Here is a 15345-nt window from a genome sequence, read left to right as displayed (position 1 = left end):
CGTTAAGTTCAAGCCAGGCGGGTCGATTGATGACAGCCTGCGGAAAGAAATCCGCATCGTCAAGCAGATCACAAAATCGTTAGATTAGGCCAGGCTTTATGCTTATCGGCGCCGGCTAATATATCAGGAAGTTGAAAAGTAATCCTTGGACCAGGCGCCAAGCTCGCACGGTCAATCACGGCCCGGGAAGGACCGAACTGTGCAGGAATCGGGTAAGGCAGCGTCCGCCGCGGGATGCGGTCCGCCGGCTGAAACCGAGGCTAAACGAAACGTCCCGCGTGCTTGCCCGCACACGGGACGTCTCGTGCGCCTGATTGCGACGGTGTGGGCCTAAACCGCGCTCACGTCGAACTGCAGCCGTTTGGCCGAGTCGATCGACTTGTGCGCCCGCACCTGCTCCAGCACTTTTTCCGGGAACGGCGCGTCGAGATAGAGCAGCGCGATGGCATCACCGCCCGGCCGGTTACGGCCAAGCTGGAAGTTGGCAATGTTGACGTCGTTCTCGCCGCACACGGTGCCAAGCAGGCCGATAATGCCGGGCGCATCGGCATTGGTCGTGTAGAGCATATGTTGGCCGACCTCGGCATCGAGGTTGATGCCTTTGATCTGGATGAAGCGCGGCTTGCCGTCCGAGAAGCAGGTGCCGGCGATCGAGCGCGTCATGTGCTCGGTCTTGACAGTGAGCTTGATGTAGCCGTCGAAGACGCCCGACTTGTCGCGCTTGACCTCGGCGACGATGATGCCGCGCTCCTTCACCATGATCGGCGCCGACACCATGTTGACGTCGGCGACTTGCGGCCGGATCAGGCCGGCGAGTGCGGCACTGATCAGGGCGCGTGTGTTCATCGTCGCGGTCGAGCCGTCAAACAGGATCTCGACCTCCTTGATCGGATCTTCCGTGACCTGGCCGACAAAGGCGCCGAGCACTTCGGCAAGCTTGACGAACGGCTTCAGCCGCGGTGCTTCCTCCGCCGTGATCGACGGCATGTTGATGGCGTTGGAGACGGCGCCCTTGATCAGATAGTCGGCCATCTGTTCGGCAACCTGCAGCGCGACATTTTCCTGTGCTTCCGCCGTCGAGGCGCCGAGATGCGGTGTCGCCACCACATTGTCCATGCCGAACAGGGCGTTCTGCTCCGCCGGTTCGACCTCGAAGACGTCGATGCCGGCGCCCGCCACCTTGCCGCCCTTCAGCGCCGCGACGAGGTCGGCCTCGACGATCAGCCCGCCGCGCGCGCAGTTGATGATGCGCACGCCGTTCTTCATCTTGGCGATGGCGGCGGCGTCGATGATGTTGCGCGTCTTGTCGGTCAGCGGCGTGTGCAGGGTGATGAAATCGGCGCGGGCGAAGAGCTCGTCGAGCTCGACCTTCTCGACGCCGAGCTCCTCGGCGCGGCTGTCCGACAGGAACGGATCGAAGGCGACGACATGCATCTTCAGTCCGACGCCACGTGTGGCGACGATCGAACCGATATTGCCGCAGCCGATGACGCCCAGCGTCTTGCCGGTGATCTCGACGCCCATGAAGCGGTTCTTCTCCCATTTTCCGGCATGGGTCGAGGCGTTGGCCTCCGGAATCTGGCGCGCAAGCGCGAAGATCATCGCAACGGCATGCTCGGCTGTCGTGATCGAATTGCCGAAGGGCGTGTTCATCACGATGATACCCTTGCGGCTGGCCGCCGGGATATCGACATTGTCGACGCCGATGCCGGCGCGGCCGATGACCTTGAGGTTGGTCGCGGCATTGATCAGCTTCTCGGTGACTTTGGTCGCCGAGCGGATGGCGAGACCGTCATACTGGCCGATAACTTCGAGCAGCTTTTCCTTGTCCTTGCCGAGATCGGGCAGATAGTCGACCTCGACGCCGCGATCCTTGAAGATCTGCACGGCGGTGGGAGAGAGTTTGTCGGAAACGAGAACACGGGGCGCCATGGCGGCCTCCTTGAAAATGGGATTGATCCGGGGAATGGGCGGCCCGCGGGCCGCCACCGAAATCTCAGGCAGCCGCTTTCAGCGATGCCTTCTGCGCGGCGAAGGCCCAGTCGAGCCAGGGCAATAGCGCTTCGAGGTCGGACGCCTCGACCGTCGCGCCACACCAGATGCGAAGGCCGGGAGGCGCGTCGCGGTAGGAGCCGATGTCGTAGGCGACGCCTTCCTTGTCGAGCACCGAGACGAGAGCCTTGGCGAACGCCGCCTGCCCGTCCGCGTCAAGCGCTGCGACTTGCCGGTCGGTGAAGGACAGGCATACGGACGTGTTCGACCGCGTCGCGGGCTCAACGGCGAGATGGCCGAGCCATGCGGATTTGTCGACGAAACCGTCGAGAACCGCGGCATTGGCATCCGCCCTGGCGACCAGCGCATCCAGACCGCCGATCGACTTCGCCCATTGAAGGGCATCGAGATAGTCCTCGACGCACAGCATCGACGGCGTGTTGATGGTCTCGCCCTTGAAGATGCCTTCGATCAGCTTGCCGCCCGAGGTCAGGCGGAAGATTTTCGGCAGCGGCCAGGCCGGCTTGTAGGTTTCCAGCCGCGCGACGGCGCGCGGACTGAGGATCAGCATGCCATGCGCGCCTTCGCCGCCCAGCACCTTCTGCCAGGAGAAGGTGACGACATCGAGTTTTGCGAAATCGAGTCTCTGCGCGAATGCCGCCGAGGTGGCGTCGCAAATGGTCAGGCCCTTACGGTCCGCCGGGATGAAATCGCCGTTCGGCACGCGCACGCCCGATGTGGTGCCATTCCAGGTGAAGACCACGTCGCGGTCGAAATCGATCTTGGACAGGTCCGGCAATTCGCCGTAGCCAGCTTCGATTTTGCGCACATCCGCGAGTTTCAGCTGCTTGACCACGTCGGTGACCCAGCCGGAGCCAAAACTCTCCCAGGCGACCATGTCGACGCCGCGCTCGCCGAGCAGCGACCACAGCGCCATCTCGACCGCGCCGGTGTCCGACGCCGGCACGATGCCGATGCGGTAGCCGGCAGGAACCTGGAGGATTTCCCGTGTCAGCTCGATCGCCTGTTCGAGCTTGGTCTTGCCGATCCTGGCACGGTGGGAACGCCCGAGCGCAGCGTTTTTAAGTGCCTCGACCGACCAGCCGGGGCGTTTTGCGCAAGGACCTGAGGAAAAATTGGGATTTGCCGGACGGAGTCCGGGCTTCGCGGGAGTCGTCATCGTGGTCTATCCTTCCAGATAGTGGCCCCTCGTTGGGGAGGGGTGGCCCACGGACGGCGATATGCGTTCAGGCTTCAGGCGTCAAGGGAAAAGTTTTTGTCGCTGCCAGGATACTGGCACTCTGCGATCAGGATGTCGTGACTTCAAACGCAAACGGCGGACCGCACGGATCCGCCGTCAAAGTCCTGATGCGTCCGGAGCCTACCAGAGGTCGTAGCGCAGCCCGAGCTTGACCTGGTGATTGCTGATCCCCTTGTGAACGGGAAAGGAGGTCAGGCTTGCTGCCGTCACATATTCGGCGCTGGGGGCGGAGAAGTACTGATAGCCCAGGTCGACGGAAACGTTCTTGGTCACCTGATAGGCAAGGCCCGCATTCAACGTATAGGCGAACGAATATTGGGTCTTGTCGTCGCTCTGGACGAAATCGTCGGTGGGGTCGCTATTGTTGGTGAAATAGCTCGCCGAGAGCTTGCGCGTGCTGCGCACGATGCCGACGCCGGCGCCGAGGTAGGGAGCTATCCCGACATAGGTGCCAAGATCGACATAGCCGTTGAGCATGCCCGTGAAGGCGTAATTCGTCAGGGACGCCGAAGCGACGGTCGAAGTTGCCGGCGGCGTTACGATCGCCGTATCGTCATAGCCGATGCCGATCTTGTTGCCGGGCAGATAGCCGAAATTGAGATCGGCGCGCAGATAATCGGTGAAGTGATAGCCGAAGCCGATGCTGGCAAAGACCGGATCTTCCTTGTCGTCGAAGCTGGCAGGCGTAAAGGCGAAATCCTCGTTCTTGAAGCTCTTCTGCGCCAGATACGAAACATCGCCGCGCAGATACCAGCCCGAGCCGACTTCGACCGGCACGTAATCAGGCGCCTGGTCGACATAGATCGGCGGATCGTAGTCGGCGGCGAGTGCCGGTGTCAGTGGCAAAAGGCCGAGTCCGGCAACCGCCAGCACAATACGCGATGTGAGTGTCATGGTCCCGACTCCCGGATTTGGCGCCTGCAATCACGGCGGCCGCCATCGTTTCAGGAAGCATTGTTAACCATAGTGGTTAAGTCACGGTTAAGGCTAACAGAGCGTTAGCGAATTGATTTCGAACGGAAACTTAGCGCACGAACGAAAACCGCCCGGCTGAGCCGGGCGGTTCGTAACCATCAGAGCTGGAAAGTCCTATTTGGTGTAGACCGGCTCGGGTTCGGGCTGGTAGGCCACAACAGGTGCGGCGCACCCGTTGTTGCCGCCGAACTGATAGCGCAGGCCACCGCGCACTTCATGGGTGTTGATGCCACGGTCGAAGCCAGGGCCCGAGCTGGTCACGTCCCACTCGAACATGCGGCCGCCCTGGATATGCGAGAAGCGATAGCCCGCATCGAGGATGATTTTATCGGTCAGGCAGTAGGAAGCGCCGGCCATCAGCGCATAGGCGAAGCGCCAGTTCGATGCTCCGGGATTATGCTCGGTGGTGTTCGGGTCGTAGACATCATCCCACTTGACGCGCGCGCCGCCGATGCCGGCGCCGACATAGGGCGTGATGCCGTGCCAGGTGCCGATATCGACATAGGCGTTGGCGAGCAGCAGCAAGGCGCTCATCTTCGATACTTCGGTTGAAGTCCCGTTGATATCCGAGGTACCGCCGTTGAAGTTCGACTTGAACCAGTAGTCGGCGGTCAGGTCCGTGCGGAAATGATCGTTGATCTTGTAGCCGACGCCGCCGCCGAGCGAGAAACCGCCCTTAAGCCTGCCATAGTCGAAACTCTTGCTGCCCGGCGTGACCGAACAGTTACAGGGGTCGACGGTGTAAGTCATATAGTCGATGCCGCGGACATCGGATTTGTGATAGCCGATATCGCCACGGATGTACCAGCCGCCGACATCGACCGGCTGCTCGTAGACCGGTGGCGGGGCCTCTTCGACCACCGGTTCTGGAAGGTCGGCCGCGAACACCGGCCAGGCCAGGCCCGCGAACAGCGCGGCAAACAAGGCCTTTCTTGCTGTATTGAACATGCTTGTCACCCCTCGGAACCCCGGAGCGCGATCGCGCCCGAATAAGATTGGCTTTCAGGCGTGGATAATGAATTGCAAAGGTTAAAAGCCGTTTAACCCTGTCGATTAACCACGAATCTCTGAAATCCGAGGGAATTCGACGAGGTTTTCGAAGCCGGAGGCTGGTTCTCCGGCCAACGAAAAGCCCGCCGGGAGGGCGGGCTTCGATGCAAGCGGAGCGCGTGACGCACTCCGGGCGCACCGGACGCGACGTCCTTCGGGCGCGATTGGGATCAGGCGGCGCTGCGTGTTTCCGAGATCACCTCGACGATGTCGTTGACGACCGCCTCGACCAGTTGTGGATCGTCACCCTCGGCCATGACACGGATCAGCGGCTCGGTGCCGGACGGGCGGATGACCAGCCGCCCGGCCTTGCCGAGACGGTGGCGTGCATCCTCGATGACGGCCTTGACCGGGGCTTCCTCGAGCGGCTTGCCGCCGGCGATGCGGACATTCTTCAGGATCTGCGGCACCGGCTCGAACTTCTTCGACAGTTCGCTGACTGGGCGGCCCTGCCGCTTGATGCAGGCCAGCACCTGCAATGCCGACACCAGCCCGTCACCGGTGGTCGAGAAATCCGACAGCACGATGTGGCCCGACTGTTCGCCGCCGACATTGAGCCCATGCGCGCGCATATGCTCCACCACATAGCGGTCGCCGACCTTGGTGCGGTGCAATTGCAGCTTCATGTCGCCCAGGAAGCGTTCGAGGCCGAGATTGGACATGACGGTCGAGACAACGCCGCCGCCGGCAAGCCGCCCGCTCTGATGCCAGGACTCCGCGATCAGCGCCATGATCTGGTCGCCATCGACGATGGCGCCGTTTTCATCGACGATGACGACGCGGTCGGCATCGCCGTCGAGCGCAATGCCGATGTCGGCGCGCACTTCATGCACTTTCTTCTGCAGTCCGGCCGAATGGGTCGAACCGCATTCCTTGTTGATGTTGAAGCCGTTGGGCTCGACATTGATGGCCACGACCTCGGCGCCGAGTTCCCACAGCGCCTCGGGCGCCACCTTGTAAGCCGCCCCATTGGCGCAATCGACGACGATCCTGAGGCCCGAAAGCGACATCGAGCGCGGCAAGGTGCGCTTGGCGAATTCGATATAACGGTCATGCACGCCATCGACACGCTTGGCGCGGCCAAGCCCGTCCGAATCGGCGAGTGCCAGTTCGATATCCTTGTCGAGCATGCTCTCGATACGTTCTTCGATCTCGTCTGAGAGCTTGTAGCCATCGGGGCCGAACAGCTTGATGCCATTGTCGTAGTAGGGATTGTGTGAAGCCGAGATCATGACGCCGATGTCGGCGCGCAGCGACCGCACCAGCATGGCGACTGCCGGCGTCGGAATCGGGCCGAGCAGGAACACATCCATGCCGGCGGCGCAAAGCCCGGCCACCATCGCATTCTCGATCATGTAGCCGGAAAGCCTGGTGTCCTTACCCAGAACCACACGATGGCGGTGGCTGCCGCGCTGGAATGAAAGGCCGGCGGCCATGCCGACCCGCATGGCCACTTCCGCGGTCATCGGAAACTTGTTGGCGCGCCCGCGAATGCCGTCCGTTCCGAAGTAATTTCCTGCCATGCCAGTCGGTATCCCCGATTGTTCTTATCCGGCACGTCATGCCACAATTGGCCGATGCGCCATGATCACATTGTGTGATTATATGTTACGATCCTTAGAAAATCATTGTTGTGCACCGTACACAACATGGCCGCAACGCAGCATGGCGGCTCTCCGACACCGCAATATACCAGTTTTGCGAGCCATTCGGCGCAAATGCACGCGGAAAACCTTGTTTCGGGCCGGTAAGGGACAATGATTTCATCACCTTATCGGGAAAACCAGCTTCCGCCGATATATACCTCACTTGGCATCTGGCGCAACCGACCGTTGAGCGCTATTGATTTGCTGGGACGTATTAATGGGCTGCAGCAACGGAGAAACGCTATGCTCATCCACCGACTTGCCACTCTGACCGGCCTTGCCGTCGTGACGTTGTTTCTGGCCGCGCCAGCCAACGCACTGACGATGGCCGAGTGCAGCACGAAGTACAACGCCGCCAAGGATGCGGGGACACTTGCCGGGCAGACCTGGAACCAGTTCCGCAAGGCACAGTGCGGCACCGACGCCGCGGCCACCAAGACCGATGCCAAGGCCACCGACACCAAGGCAGCAGACACGAAGACCACCAAACCCGCCGCCGCGACCGCCGACAGCATGGCCAAGGGCCTGACCGCCAAGGAATGCAGCGCCAAGTACCAGGCTGCAAAGTCCGCCGGCACGCTGAACGGCATGAAGTGGAACGACTTCCGCAAGACCGAATGCGCCGCCGGAGCATCGGCTGCCGTCGACACCAAGGCGGCCACCACCAAGCCGGCCGCCACCAAGGCTGCCGCGGCTCCCGCCGCCAGCGGTGGCAAGAGCCTGACCATGGCCGAATGCAGCACCAAGTACCAGGCTGCAAAGACGGCGAATACGCTGAAGGGCATGAAGTGGAACGACTTCCGCAAGAGCGAATGCGGTGCCGGCGCATCCGATGACGAGACCGTGCCAGCTCCCAGCGAGGCAAATTACACCAAGGAACCGGCAACGCCGACTGTCGCCGCGCCGAAGGGCGTGACTTTCCCGACCGCCATCTCGCCGAAATTCGCCACCGAGACCCCGGCCAAGGGTCGCATGCACACCTGCCTTGAACAGTACTACGCCAACAAGGATGCCAAGACGCTTGGCGGCTTGAAGTGGATCCAGAAGGGTGGCGGCTTCTACAGCCTCTGCAATGCCAAGCTGAAGAGCTGATCTCGTTTCGCAACGGTTGACGAAGGCCCGCGGACCGCAAGGTTCGCGGGCTTTTTGTTGGGCTCGAGGTCAATGGGCGCTGCAAGGAAGCGCCGTCGGCGACACTGCCAATCTCACTCCTTTTGGAGGAGATGTCCGGCAGGACAGAGGGGCGCGGGGGATCGCGGCTTCAATCCCGCTTGGGTTCACCTTCGCGCAGGCGGGACCGGTGGTTCGGCGAAACCGCGATTGAGGAAGGAAAAATATGCGTGGTGGAGTCCAAAGCCCGTGGGCGCAAGGCTTTCCTTGACATACCGACGGGACAGCGCCCCTTCTGCCCTGCCGGGGCATCTCCCCTACCAAGGGGCATTGCACGTCACATCGACTTTCACAAATCGCCAACGCCGCGATGCGATTCCCGGACAGCTCTACATCTTCTCCCGCCCCAAAAGCAAAACGCCGCGGTTTGATCCGCGGCGTTTGTCGTGGGTGTTTGCTCTTCCTCAGCTTGACGGCTGCGGCTCCATGCCGCCTTCGGGCTCGGGGCCTTTCTTGCGGCGGCCGCCGGATTTCGGCACCGCCGAGCCACGGCTGGGCGGCGTGTCGTCGCCGAGGTCGCGCGCGGGCTTCTGGCCGGCGATCAGCTGCTTGATCTCGTCGCCCGACAGCGTCTCGTATTCGAGCAAGCCCTGCGCCAGCGCGATCCATTCCTTCTTCTTCTTGGTCAGCACCGACTTGGCCGTCGAATAGGCGTCGTCGATCAGGCGGCGCACTTCGGCGTCGATGATCTGCGCCGTCTCTTCCGAGATGTTCTGCGTGCGCGCCACCGAATGGCCGAGGAACACTTCCTCCTGGTTGTCGCCATAGGCGACATGGCCGAGCTTGTCGGAAAAGCCCCAGCGGGTGACCATGGCGCGCGCCAGCTTGGTCGCCTGCTCGATGTCGGAGGAGGCACCGGACGTGATGTTCTCCTTGCCGAACTTGAACTCCTCGGCGACGCGGCCGCCCATCATGATGGCGAGGCGCGAGATCATGTATTTGTAGCTCATGGAGTAGCGGTCGCCTTCCGGCAACTGCATCACCATGCCCAGCGCGCGGCCGCGCGGAATGATGGTCGCCTTGTGCAGCGGGTCCGCCGACGGCACGTTGAGCGCCAGGATGGCGTGACCCGCCTCGTGATAGGCGGTCAGCTCCTTCTCGGCCTGCGTCATGGCCGACGAGCGGCGCTCCGCGCCCATCATGATCTTGTCCTTGGCGTCCTCGAACTCGGCCATGGTGACGAGGCGCTTGTTGCGCCGCGCCGCCATCAGCGCGGATTCGTTGACGAGATTCATCAGGTCGGCGCCGGAGAAGCCTGGCGTTCCGCGGGCGACGACCTTGAGGTCGACATTGGGCGCCAGCGGCACGTTGCGCACATGCACCTTGAGGATCTTCTCGCGGCCGACGATGTCGGGGTTCGGCACCACCACCTGGCGGTCGAAACGGCCCGGACGCAGCAGCGCCGGATCGAGCACGTCGGGACGGTTGGTGGCGGCGATCAGGATGATGCTCTCGTTGGATTCGAAGCCGTCCATCTCGACCAGCAGCTGGTTCAGCGTCTGCTCGCGCTCGTCATTGCCGCCGCCGAGACCGGCGCCGCGATGGCGTCCGACCGCGTCGATTTCGTCGATGAAGATGATGCAGGGCGCATTCTTCTTGGCCTGGTCGAACATGTCGCGCACGCGGCTCGCGCCGACGCCGACGAACATCTCGACAAAATCCGAACCCGAAATGGTGAAGAACGGCACGTTGGCTTCGCCGGCGACAGAGCGGGCGAGCAGCGTCTTGCCGGTGCCGGGAGGGCCGACCAGCAGCACGCCGCGCGGAATCTTGCCGCCGAGCCGCTGGAACTTCTGCGGATCGCGCAGGAACTCGACGATCTCTTCCAGGTCTTCCTTGGCCTCGTCGACGCCGGCGACGTCCTGGAAGGTGACGCGGCCATGCGCCTCGGTCAGAAGCTTGGCCTTCGACTTGCCAAAACCCATAGCGCGGCCGGATCCGGACTGCATCTGGCGCATGAAGAATATCCAGACGCCGAGGATGAGGATCATCGGCAGCCACGAGATCAGATAGCCGAACAGCGAATTGGAGCCGTCGGTCTCAGGACGCGCATTGATGGTGACGTTCTTGTCCTGCAGCCGCGAGACCAGCGAGGGATCGCCGGGCGAGTAGGTCTGGAAGCCACTGGAATTGTCGGTGTAAGTGCCGTTGATGCGGGCACCCGCAATGGTCACCGTCTTGACCCGGCCCGCCGCGACATCCTGCAGGAATTGCGAATAAGGCACATCGCTCGAAGCCCCGCGCGTCTGCGGCGTCTGGAACAGATTGAACAGGGCGATGAGCAGGACCGCTATGATCGCCCAGAGCGCGAGGTTGCGATAGTTCGGATTCATCAATTGTCCCGTTGGCGTCCGCGGGCGGACACGCATCATGAGAGGAAACTTGGGCCTAACATAGGGAGAGCACTTCCCCTTGCCAAGCATAACAGCACGTGTGGGTTAAGCTTTCGCCCATGATCGGCCTGCACTATGGCCGGCCAATGGCGGCGCTGGAACCGGTGGCGTGCCGATCAGCAAGGCCGCGGCCCGCGCCGGCGCCAGATCGAAAGACGGCAGGAAGCGCGCAAAGGGAGCAATGACCGGCCGCGCCTCAAACCCCGGCGATACCGGCCAGTCCGGCGCCGAACCAGGATTCTCAACGGCTTGCCGCGCTGCGGGCTCGGCCGCCAACGCCGCGCGTATCAGGCTTTGCGGTGTCTCGCCCTCGCCGGTCGCCAGCCGTTTCGCCGCTGCTGCCCCAAGCGGCGCGATCAACAATGCGCCGTTGCCGTCGTGCAACGTGATCTGGCGACGGCCATCCCAGATGGCGGCGTCAAGGACGGTGGCTGCCGGCGGCAAGCCGCGCATCTCGCGGTGCAGGAAGATGCCAGCACGACGGAAATCGACGACGGTCCGCGACAATGTGGCGCAAAGAAATCCAGCCCTAAGCCGGCCGAACAACGCCTCGCTGCGGGCCTTGTCCGGCAGGAAGGCAATCCCGCCTGACGCCGCCAGGAGAATGCGCAAGGCATAGACGGCCGCACGGTCGTCGCCGGCGCACAGCAGAGCCGGATCGAGCCTGATGAGCCCCGTTGCTGGCTGGCTGGCAAAGCGAAGGATGACCTCGGCGGCGGCCAGACCAAGCTGCGTGCGGTCCAAGGCCGCCCGCGCCGCCAGTGCCAGGGCGCTATCCATGCGTTGCGCGCCGGCACCCCCGTCAAGTGCCGCGCGCAGACGCGGCCGTTCGTAGGTCTCGTCGGCATTGGTCGGATCGTCGGCCCAGCCGACATTCTGGCGCCTGAGGAAGTCGCGAAGCGCCGCGCGCCGCGTGCCCAGAAGCGGCCGCACGATCCATTCGCGCCAGTCGTGAAGGGTGGCCGGCGCCATGCCGGCAAGGCCACGGCCCTCCTCGCGGCCCGCTCCCTCTTCACGGGCCAGCCCCTCTTCGCGGGCTTCCCGCATCAGCACTGTCTCGGCCTGGTCGTCGGCGGTATGGCCGGTCACCATCAGGTCGATGCCTTCCCTTCGCGCCGCTTCCGCCAGCAGCCGGTAACGCGCTTCCCGCGCCGCGGCGGGCAGGCCGGTCGATGGCTTGCGCCCGGACCAGACCAGGGTTCGGTGGGCGATGCCGCGTTCCGCGCAAAGCTTCGCCACGGCTTGCGCCTCGGCAGCCGAACCCTGCCGCAGGCCATGGTCGACCGTCACCGCAAGCAGCCTGGCGGACGGCGCGGTTCGGTCGAGATACTGTTTGAGGAGGAGAAGCAGGGCGGTCGAGTCGCTGCCGCCGGACACGGCCGCAACGGCGCCGCTGGTAAAATCGATATGCGAAAGAAGTCTTGTCGAAAGATCAGGCTCCGGATCGAGCATCAGCAGGCAGCCAGGGCCTTCTCCTGCTTGACGCGGTCCTTGAGCGCATTCGAGATATCGGGGTAGCGCTTGCCGACTTCGCTGAAGGTGGCGCAGGCAACATCGTGCTGCTTGAGGCCAACCAGCGACACGCCGAGCTTCAACAGCATGTCGGGAGCCTTTTTGGCCTTGGGATAATCCTTGCTGGCGGCGAGGAAGACCTCGGCGGCGTCACGGTATTTCTGCTGGCCGAGCAGGGATTCACCCAGCCAGTAATGCGCGTCCGCCGTCTTGGCGTCCTTGGGGAAACGAGAGATATGGTCGCGGAACCCCTGCTCGGCGGTGCTGTAATCGCCCGACAGGATAAACTGGTAGGAATTGCGGTAGAGCTCTTCCGGATCTTTTGTCGAAGGCAGTGCGGCAACCACCGTGCCGTTGGGCTTGCCGGACCTGGCCGGAGCGTTGGGGACCGGAGCGCTGGTGGCCGGAGCGGCATCCTGCGCAGGCGCGGTCGCCTGGGTGCTGCCGCCGGCATCGACCACATTGCCGTTCTTGTCGACCGTGATGGTGCCGAAATTCTTTTCCGGCGCGCCCTTTCCAGGGATCACCTTGCCCGGGTCGCCATCGGAGGATTCGACGATGACGTCTTCGACGCTTTGGCCGCCGGACGACTGGCTGGCGGCCCGGTTGCCGGTATCGACCGGCGCCTGCGTGGCCGGTGCCTCGGCCATGCTGTTATCGCCATTGGCGGGTGCCGCCTGCGACTTCTTCTGTCCGGCCGGCTGCCCGCCTTGCGCGCCGCCTTCGAGCTGCTGGAAGCGGAATTCGTTGTCTTCCTGCTGCTTGCGGATCTGCTCCTGCATCTGCAGGATCTGGAAATTGAGCTCTTCGATCTTGCCGTTCATCTGGCGCAATTGGTCCTCGAGGCCGGTCGCGCCCGCGCTGTTCGACTGTTGCGCGAGCTGAACCTGGTCCTGCTGCTTCTTCTCGCCGAAGAGGCTGGGCAGTTCGATGCTGGGCAGATGGAAGGAAAAGCCGCTGTCGGTCGATTGCGCCTTGCCATCAGCCCCCAGGCCGCTAGCCAGGGCGGTGACGCCTGATAGGAGTAGCGCCGCAAGCGTGCCGCTCAGAACCGATCTCAAATGCATGTGCCTCTCGCGTGTGTCGTTAGTCTGTTCGCGCCTTCCAATCGGGGTGGGACCAGCCAAGCGCCCTCGGCTCATAGCAGGGCGCGAGACTTCGGCCAAATTTTGTTTCCGCGGCCCCGATATGAAAAAGGCGGCCTCCCGGCCGCCTTTCCCAAACCTGTGTTGTATTTTTGCCGATCAGGAACCGGCACCGCTGAGCGTGGTGACCGCGCGGCGGTTCTGCGACCAGCAGGAGATGTCGTCGCACACCGCGACCGGACGTTCCTTGCCGTAGGAAATGGTCTTCAGGCGGCTGGCGGAAACGCCCTTGGAAACCAGGAAGTCGCGGGCGGCGGCGGCACGGCGGGCACCGAGCGCCAGATTGTATTCGCGCGTGCCGCGTTCGTCGGCGTGACCTTCGACGACGATGGCATACTGCTTGTACTGGTTCAGCCACTGCGCCTGGCGGGCAAGCGTCGTCTGCGCGTCGGCGCGGATCGAGGACGAGTCCGTATCGAAGAAGATGCGGTCGCCGATGTTGACGGTGAAGTCCTGCGCCGAGCCGGGCGTTGCGGCGCCGGCGCCGTTGAGGCCGAGGTCAGCCGCGCTGTTGGGCGTCTTCTTCGAGGCGCAACCGGCGATGGCGAGCATCGCCACAAGCGCGATCATGACGGGATTTCTGGTCAGTGCTGCGATACGGCCCATGCCGCCTCTCCTTCGCATTCGAGTGATTTCGTTGATCACCCAGTAACCACGTTTGGGTTAACCGGCATTCAAGAAACACGGTTAAAATTTGGTTTAGGCCGCCGTCCGCGACCGTTACGCCCAACGCTGAACCAGGGGCGACATTGCGCGCGGACCCTAGGCGGAAATGCGGCCAAAACGCGACCAAGGCGTGAAAAGGGGCCTTGAAGCCCCTTTTCGACAATGCAGTGTTTCCCTGTGCAACTCATTCCAGCAGCGGCGACCAGGCCGGATCGGACGCAAAGTTCGAGGTCGGGATCGGCTGCTCGTTGCGGCCGGTGAGATCGACCGAAACCAGCTTCGGGCCGCCATTGGAGTCGCGGAAGAACATCAGCACGCGGCCGTTCGGCGCCCAGGTCGGCCCTTCCTGCTGGAAGCCGGAGGACAGGATGCGTTCGCCCGAACCGTCGGTCTTCATGACGCCGATCTGGAATTCGCCGCCGGTCTGCTTGGTGAAGGCGATGAGGTCGCCGCGCGGCGACCACACCGGCGTCGAGTAGACGCCGTCGCCGAAGGAGATGCGAGTCTGGCCCGACCCGTCGGCGCCCATCACATAGATCTGTGCGCGGCCGCCACGGTCGGAGGTGAACACCACCTTGCTGCCATCGGGCGAATAGGACGGCGAGGTGTCGATGGCCGTCGAATTGGTCAGCCTTGTCGTCGAGCGGCTGCGCAGATCCATGGCGAAGATGTTGGAATTGCCGTCGTCGCGCAGCAGGCTCATGATCACCTTCTGGCCGTCGGGCGAGAAGCGCGGCGCGAAGGTCATGCCGGGGAAGTTGCCGACCAGTTCGCGCTGCCCGGTCTCGATCTGCAGGAGATAGACCCGCGGCTGGCCGCTTTCATAGGACATGTAGGTGATTTCCTGCCGGTTCGGCGAGAAGCGCGGCGTCAGCACGATCGACCTGCCGTCCGAGAGGTAGCGCACGTTGGCGCCGTCCTGATCCATGATGGCAAGCCGTTTCTTGCGTGCGTTCTTGGCGCCGGACTCGTCGATGAACACGACACGCGTGTCGAAATAGCCCTTCTCGCCGGTCAGCCGCTCATAGATGGCGTCGGCGATGATGTGGGCGACGCGCCGCTGATTGGCATCATTGGCGAAGAACTGCTCGCCGGCCATCTGCTGGCCGGCGAAGGTGTCCCACAGCCGATACTGGGCGCGGATGCGGCCATCGGCCTCCTTGCTGACGCTGCCGGTGACCAGCGCCTGCGCGTTGATCACCTTCCAGTCGTCGAAGCGGGGGGCCGCGTCCGGGTTGGAAATCTTCTCGATGAAGGCGCTCTTGTCGATCGGTGCGAACAGGCCCGAGCGCTTCAGGTCAGCGGTGACGATCTGGGAAATCTGGGCGCCAAGCGCATCGCCGCCCTGGAAATCCGTGACGGCGATCGGCAGCGGCTCGACATTGCCCTTGTTGACATTGAGCTCGACGAGCGCCCATGCCGGCATGGGAACGACAGCCGTCATGCCCAGCGCCATCGCTGCAATCGTCAGGAGCGGCTTGAGGAAAGATCTCATATCTTCTCGCTTCTCTTCTTTGACTGTGTGGACGCCGGGC

The 15345-nt window shown here is 63.2% G+C and carries 11 protein-coding genes; 1 reads left to right on the top strand and 10 read right to left on the bottom strand.

Annotation, left to right across the window (positions count from 1 at the left end; all coding sequences use genetic code 11):
- Window positions 1–330: 330 nt before the first annotated feature.
- The 5 genes from serA to glmM form a co-directional block, all read right to left on the bottom strand.
- Window positions 331–1932 (bottom strand): phosphoglycerate dehydrogenase, encoded by a 1602-nt coding sequence (serA, locus tag FJ548_RS11650; protein ID WP_140608273.1) that lies wholly within the window; start codon window positions 1930–1932, stop codon window positions 331–333.
- A 64-nt stretch (window positions 1933–1996) separates the two neighbouring features.
- Window positions 1997–3172, bottom strand: coding sequence for a phosphoserine transaminase (locus FJ548_RS11645; RefSeq protein WP_140608274.1), 1176 nt, complete (start codon window positions 3170–3172; stop codon window positions 1997–1999).
- 201 nt (window positions 3173–3373) lie between these two features.
- The gene (locus tag FJ548_RS11640) at window positions 3374–4147 is read right to left on the bottom strand and encodes an outer membrane protein (protein ID WP_140777932.1); all 774 of its coding nucleotides are present in this window, start codon (window positions 4145–4147) and stop codon (window positions 3374–3376) included.
- 195 nt (window positions 4148–4342) lie between these two features.
- On the bottom strand, window positions 4343–5176 hold the full coding sequence (locus FJ548_RS11635) for an outer membrane protein (protein WP_140608278.1): 834 nt from the start codon (window positions 5174–5176) through the stop codon (window positions 4343–4345).
- 272 nt (window positions 5177–5448) lie between these two features.
- On the bottom strand, window positions 5449–6801 hold the full coding sequence (gene glmM, locus FJ548_RS11630) for a phosphoglucosamine mutase (RefSeq protein ID WP_140608280.1): 1353 nt from the start codon (window positions 6799–6801) through the stop codon (window positions 5449–5451).
- 366 nt (window positions 6802–7167) lie between these two features.
- On the opposite strand from glmM, the gene FJ548_RS11625 reads away from it, so the two are divergent.
- Window positions 7168–8016 (top strand): hypothetical protein, encoded by an 849-nt coding sequence (locus FJ548_RS11625; protein WP_140694906.1) that lies wholly within the window; start codon window positions 7168–7170, stop codon window positions 8014–8016.
- Between the two features lie 482 nt (window positions 8017–8498).
- Here the strand turns inward: FJ548_RS11625 and ftsH are convergent, their stop codons facing one another.
- The 5 genes from ftsH to tolB form a co-directional block, all read right to left on the bottom strand.
- Window positions 8499–10427 carry an ATP-dependent zinc metalloprotease FtsH gene (gene ftsH, locus FJ548_RS11620; protein WP_140608284.1) on the bottom strand — a complete coding sequence of 643 codons (1929 nt, stop codon included), beginning with the start codon at window positions 10425–10427 and terminating at the stop codon, window positions 8499–8501.
- Between the two features lie 105 nt (window positions 10428–10532).
- Entirely contained in the window at window positions 10533–11939 is a 1407-nt protein-coding gene (gene tilS / locus FJ548_RS11615; protein WP_140777931.1) for a tRNA lysidine(34) synthetase TilS, read from the bottom strand.
- Entirely contained in the window at window positions 11939–13066 is a 1128-nt protein-coding gene (gene ybgF / locus FJ548_RS11610) for a tol-pal system protein YbgF (RefSeq protein ID WP_140694900.1), read from the bottom strand. Before ybgF ends, tilS begins: the two co-directional genes overlap by 1 nt.
- A 177-nt stretch (window positions 13067–13243) precedes the next feature.
- Window positions 13244–13750, bottom strand: a complete 507-nt coding sequence (pal, locus tag FJ548_RS11605) for a peptidoglycan-associated lipoprotein Pal (RefSeq protein ID WP_140694897.1) — start codon at window positions 13748–13750, stop codon at window positions 13244–13246.
- 244 nt (window positions 13751–13994) lie between these two features.
- Window positions 13995–15266 (bottom strand): Tol-Pal system beta propeller repeat protein TolB, encoded by a 1272-nt coding sequence (tolB, locus tag FJ548_RS11600; protein WP_226890710.1) that lies wholly within the window; start codon window positions 15264–15266, stop codon window positions 13995–13997.
- Between the last annotated feature and the right edge of the window lie 79 nt (window positions 15267–15345).

Origin of the sequence: Mesorhizobium sp. B2-4-17, assembly GCF_006441275.1 — a bacterium.
In the GTDB taxonomy this organism is placed as follows: Bacteria; Pseudomonadota; Alphaproteobacteria; order Rhizobiales; family Rhizobiaceae; genus Mesorhizobium.
Note: the sequence above shows the minus strand (reverse complement) of the source record. Positions and strands in the feature narration are given on the sequence as shown.

Excerpts from the sequence above, each read along its gene's own strand:
- serA (WP_140608273.1), bottom strand. The coding sequence starts at position 1,932 with ATGGCGCCCCGTGTTCTCGTTTCCGACAAACTCTCTCCCACCGCCGTG.
- FJ548_RS11645 (WP_140608274.1), bottom strand. The coding sequence starts at position 3,172 with ATGACGACTCCCGCGAAGCCCGGACTCCGTCCGGCAAATCCCAATTTT.
- FJ548_RS11640 (WP_140777932.1), bottom strand. The coding sequence starts at position 4,147 with ATGACACTCACATCGCGTATTGTGCTGGCGGTTGCCGGACTCGGCCTT.
- FJ548_RS11635 (WP_140608278.1), bottom strand. The coding sequence starts at position 5,176 with ATGTTCAATACAGCAAGAAAGGCCTTGTTTGCCGCGCTGTTCGCGGGC.
- glmM (WP_140608280.1), bottom strand. The coding sequence starts at position 6,801 with ATGGCAGGAAATTACTTCGGAACGGACGGCATTCGCGGGCGCGCCAAC.
- FJ548_RS11625 (WP_140694906.1), top strand. The coding sequence starts at position 7,168 with ATGCTCATCCACCGACTTGCCACTCTGACCGGCCTTGCCGTCGTGACG.
- ftsH (WP_140608284.1), bottom strand. The coding sequence starts at position 10,427 with ATGAATCCGAACTATCGCAACCTCGCGCTCTGGGCGATCATAGCGGTC.
- tilS (WP_140777931.1), bottom strand. The coding sequence starts at position 11,939 with ATGCTCGATCCGGAGCCTGATCTTTCGACAAGACTTCTTTCGCATATC.
- ybgF (WP_140694900.1), bottom strand. The coding sequence starts at position 13,066 with ATGCATTTGAGATCGGTTCTGAGCGGCACGCTTGCGGCGCTACTCCTA.
- pal (WP_140694897.1), bottom strand. The coding sequence starts at position 13,750 with ATGGGCCGTATCGCAGCACTGACCAGAAATCCCGTCATGATCGCGCTT.
- tolB (WP_226890710.1), bottom strand. The coding sequence starts at position 15,266 with ATGGCGCTGGGCATGACGGCTGTCGTTCCCATGCCGGCATGGGCGCTC.